Here is a 3,356-nt window from a genome sequence, read left to right on the forward strand (position 1 = left end):
CGTTCCTCTGATGCTTATCTCCTTACTGGCCGATGGCGAGTTTCATTCCGGTGAGCAACTGGGTGAACAGTTGGGGATGAGCCGGGCGGCCATCAATAAACATATCCAGACTCTACGTGACGGGGGAGTTGATGTTTTTACCGTGCCAGGCAAAGGATACAGTTTACCGGAGCCGATTCAGTTGCTGGATTCTGACCGCATCTACAGTCAGTTGGATCGCGGCACAGTGGCTGTGCTGCCGGTTATTGATTCCACCAATCAGTACCTGCTGGATCGCATCGATCTATTGCAGTCTGGCGATGCCTGCGTGGCGGAATACCAACAGGCAGGTCGTGGACGTCGTGGACGTAAGTGGTTTTCCCCCTTTGGTGCAAACCTTTATCTTTCAATGTTCTGGCGTCTGGAGCAGGGGCCGGCTGCCGCGATCGGCTTAAGCCTGGTGATTGGTATCGTAATGGCTGAGGTGCTACGCGATCTGGGTGCGGACAAGGTACGGGTGAAGTGGCCTAACGATCTCTACCTGTTGGATCGCAAACTGGCGGGGATCCTGGTTGAGTTAACGGGTAAGACGGGCGATGCTGCGCAGATCGTCATCGGCGCCGGCATTAACATGGCAATGCGCCGTGTGGAAGAAGGCGTGGTGAATCAGGGATGGATTACGTTGCAGGAAGCTGGGATTACGCTCGATCGCAATACGCTGGCGGCAAGGCTCATTCGTGAATTACGTACCGCGCTGGAGTTATTTGAGCAAGAAGGACTGGCTCCTTATCTTTCCCGTTGGGAAAAGCTGGATAACTTTATCAATCGCCAGGTTAAACTGATTATCGGTGACAAAGAAATATACGGTATTTCACGAGGTATCGATGCGCAGGGCGCATTACTTCTGGAACAGGATGGCATTATAAAACCGTGGGTTGGGGGAGAAATCTCCCTGAGAAGCGCTGAATAATTAAAAAGGGAGCTTTCGCTCCCTTTTTAATTATTTTCGCAGGCGAACCTGCTCGACGGCATGATTGGCGCTCTTGGTCATAATCAGACTCGCGCGCTCACGCGTGGGTAGAATATTTTGTTTTAAATTCAGCCAGTTAATTTCTTTCCATAATGAGGTAGCCGTATTGATCGCCTCCTCTTTCGTCAGTTTCGCGTAGTTATGGAAATAAGAGTCAGGGTCGGTAAACGCCCCTTCGCGGAATTTAAGAAAACGATTGATATACCATGTCTGCAGTAACTCTTCCGGTGCATCAACATAAATAGAGAAGTCGACGAAGTCCGAAACAAATACATGATGAGGGTCGTGTGGATAGTCCATCCCGCTCTGCAGAACATTGAGTCCTTCGAGAATTAATATATCGGGTTGGGCGACGGTTTTATCTCCATCAGGGATCACATCATAAATCAGATGCGAATAAACCGGAGCGGTTACGTTTGGCACGCCGGATTTGAGATCGGAGACAAACTTGACCAGACGATGCATGTCATACGATTCCGGAAAACCTTTCTTCTTCATTAACCCACGGTCTTTTAATACCTGGTTTGGATGAAGAAAACCATCCGTGGTGATCAGTTCAACGCGACGATGTTCTGGCCAACGGCTCAGTAACGCCTGTAATACACGCGCAGTGGTACTTTTCCCCACCGCTACGCTGCCAGCAATACTGATGATATAAGGGATACGCTCACCGTTCGTGCCCAGAAACTGTTCGAGAACAGCCTGACGACGCAGGTTCGAGCTGATATAGAAGTTAAGCAAACGCGACAAGGGCAAATAGATCTCTGCAACTTCTTCCAGCGATAAATCTTCATTAATCCCTTTTAACCGTGCGATCTCTTCTTCAGTGAGGGTCATCGGCACGGAATCACGAAGCGCAGCCCACTGGTTGCGGTCAAACTGTAGGTAAGGCGTCATTAACGTTTGCTCTTTTATACTCATAAGCATGTTTCTGGCTGTCATTACACCATCAGGGCAGTGATAAAAAGCGCGTCATCCCCGGCATGCAATGGCACGTCGCATTTCAGTTAATTTGGACAATGGGCAGGAGGGTAACACCAGATGGGGGGGAATAATAAGAAAAAATCTCTTCTGAACGTCATTCCCTGAAAAGCAATGTGACGGATATTCCAGATGTACTGGCGATGATTTGGTGCGTTGAAGTACCACCCGATGCAGGTGGGAGGAAATGGACTGCCAGATAATGTCGAAATTTTATGCTAAGCTGACTGAAAATACGCCATTTTTTGGTCGTATAGTGCAAAATGTGAGCGATAGAACATTTTATGCAATTTTTTAGTTGCATGAGCACGCAGGTCTCCATAGAATGCGCGCTACTTGATGCCGACTTAGCTCAGTAGGTAGAGCAACTGACTTGTAATCAGTAGGTCACCAGTTCGATTCCGGTAGTCGGCACCATCAAGTCCGGTGGGGTTCCCGAGCGGCCAAAGGGAGCAGACTGTAAATCTGCCGTCACAGACTTCGAAGGTTCGAATCCTTCCCCCACCACCACTTTCTGGCAGCAATTGCTGTCTGAGCTGGTTACGAAAATAATCGGCTCGAATGAGAAAAGAGACTTGTCTCTTTTTTTGTTACAGAAAGAACTGGGTAGCCGAGTTTCAGGATGCGGGCATCGTATAATGGCTATTACCTCAGCCTTCCAAGCTGATGATGCGGGTTCGATTCCCGCTGCCCGCTCCAGACGTGCTGATATGGCTCAGTTGGTAGAGCGCACCCTTGGTAAGGGTGAGGTCCCCAGTTCGACTCTGGGTATCAGCACCACTTCACTTCTCCTCCCCGTGTTTTCTCTGTAACGACTCAATGATTCAACAGTTCAGGCATATCGCCTGGTTGATGTGGTGATATCACCGATTTATCCGTGTCTTAGAGGGACAATCGATGTCTAAAGAAAAGTTTGAACGTACAAAACCGCACGTTAACGTCGGTACTATCGGCCACGTTGACCATGGTAAAACAACGCTGACCGCTGCCATCACTACCGTACTGGCTAAAACTTACGGCGGTGCTGCTCGCGCATTCGATCAGATCGATAACGCGCCGGAAGAAAAAGCTCGTGGTATCACCATCAACACTTCTCACGTTGAATATGACACCCCGACTCGCCACTACGCACACGTAGACTGCCCGGGCCACGCCGACTATGTTAAAAACATGATCACCGGTGCTGCGCAGATGGACGGCGCGATCCTGGTTGTTGCTGCGACTGATGGCCCGATGCCTCAGACTCGTGAGCACATCCTGCTGGGTCGTCAGGTAGGCGTTCCGTACATCATCGTGTTCCTGAACAAATGCGACATGGTTGATGACGAAGAGCTGCTGGAACTGGTAGAAATGGAAGTTCGTGAAC

General features: G+C 49.6%; 3 protein-coding genes and 4 tRNA genes. 6 read left to right on the forward strand and 1 reads right to left on the reverse strand.

From position 1 onward, the window contains the following. Nucleotides 1-949, forward strand: a 949-nt coding sequence (gene birA, locus AB7E14_RS21995) for a bifunctional biotin--[acetyl-CoA-carboxylase] ligase/biotin operon repressor BirA (protein WP_428169962.1), incomplete at its 5' end; no start/stop codon positions are given. A 30-nt stretch (nt 950-979) separates the two neighbouring features. Here the strand turns inward: birA and coaA are convergent. Continuing rightward, a complete protein-coding gene (gene coaA, locus AB7E14_RS22000; RefSeq protein WP_061069505.1) occupies nt 980-1,930 on the reverse strand; it encodes a type I pantothenate kinase in 951 nt (316 codons plus the stop codon). 401 nt (nt 1,931-2,331) lie between these two features. Between coaA and AB7E14_RS22005 the strand changes: the two genes are divergently transcribed. The 5 genes from AB7E14_RS22005 to AB7E14_RS22025 all read left to right on the forward strand — a co-directional run. Next, nucleotides 2,332-2,407, forward strand: a tRNA-Thr gene (locus AB7E14_RS22005). 8 nt (nt 2,408-2,415) lie between these two features. Further along, nucleotides 2,416-2,500 (forward strand) — tRNA-Tyr (locus AB7E14_RS22010). 114 nt (nt 2,501-2,614) lie between these two features. Next, nucleotides 2,615-2,689: transfer RNA gene (locus AB7E14_RS22015), tRNA-Gly, on the forward strand. A gap of 5 nt (nt 2,690-2,694) precedes the next feature. Further along, a tRNA-Thr gene (locus AB7E14_RS22020) sits at nt 2,695-2,770 on the forward strand. 117 nt (nt 2,771-2,887) lie between these two features. Further along, the coding region (locus tag AB7E14_RS22025; protein ID WP_023229924.1) for a GTP-binding protein at nt 2,888-3,356 on the forward strand (469 nt) is incomplete at its 3' end.

Origin of the sequence: Citrobacter sp., from assembly GCF_050252275.1 — a bacterium.
Lineage (GTDB): Bacteria > Pseudomonadota > Gammaproteobacteria > Enterobacterales > Enterobacteriaceae > Citrobacter_A > Citrobacter_A amalonaticus.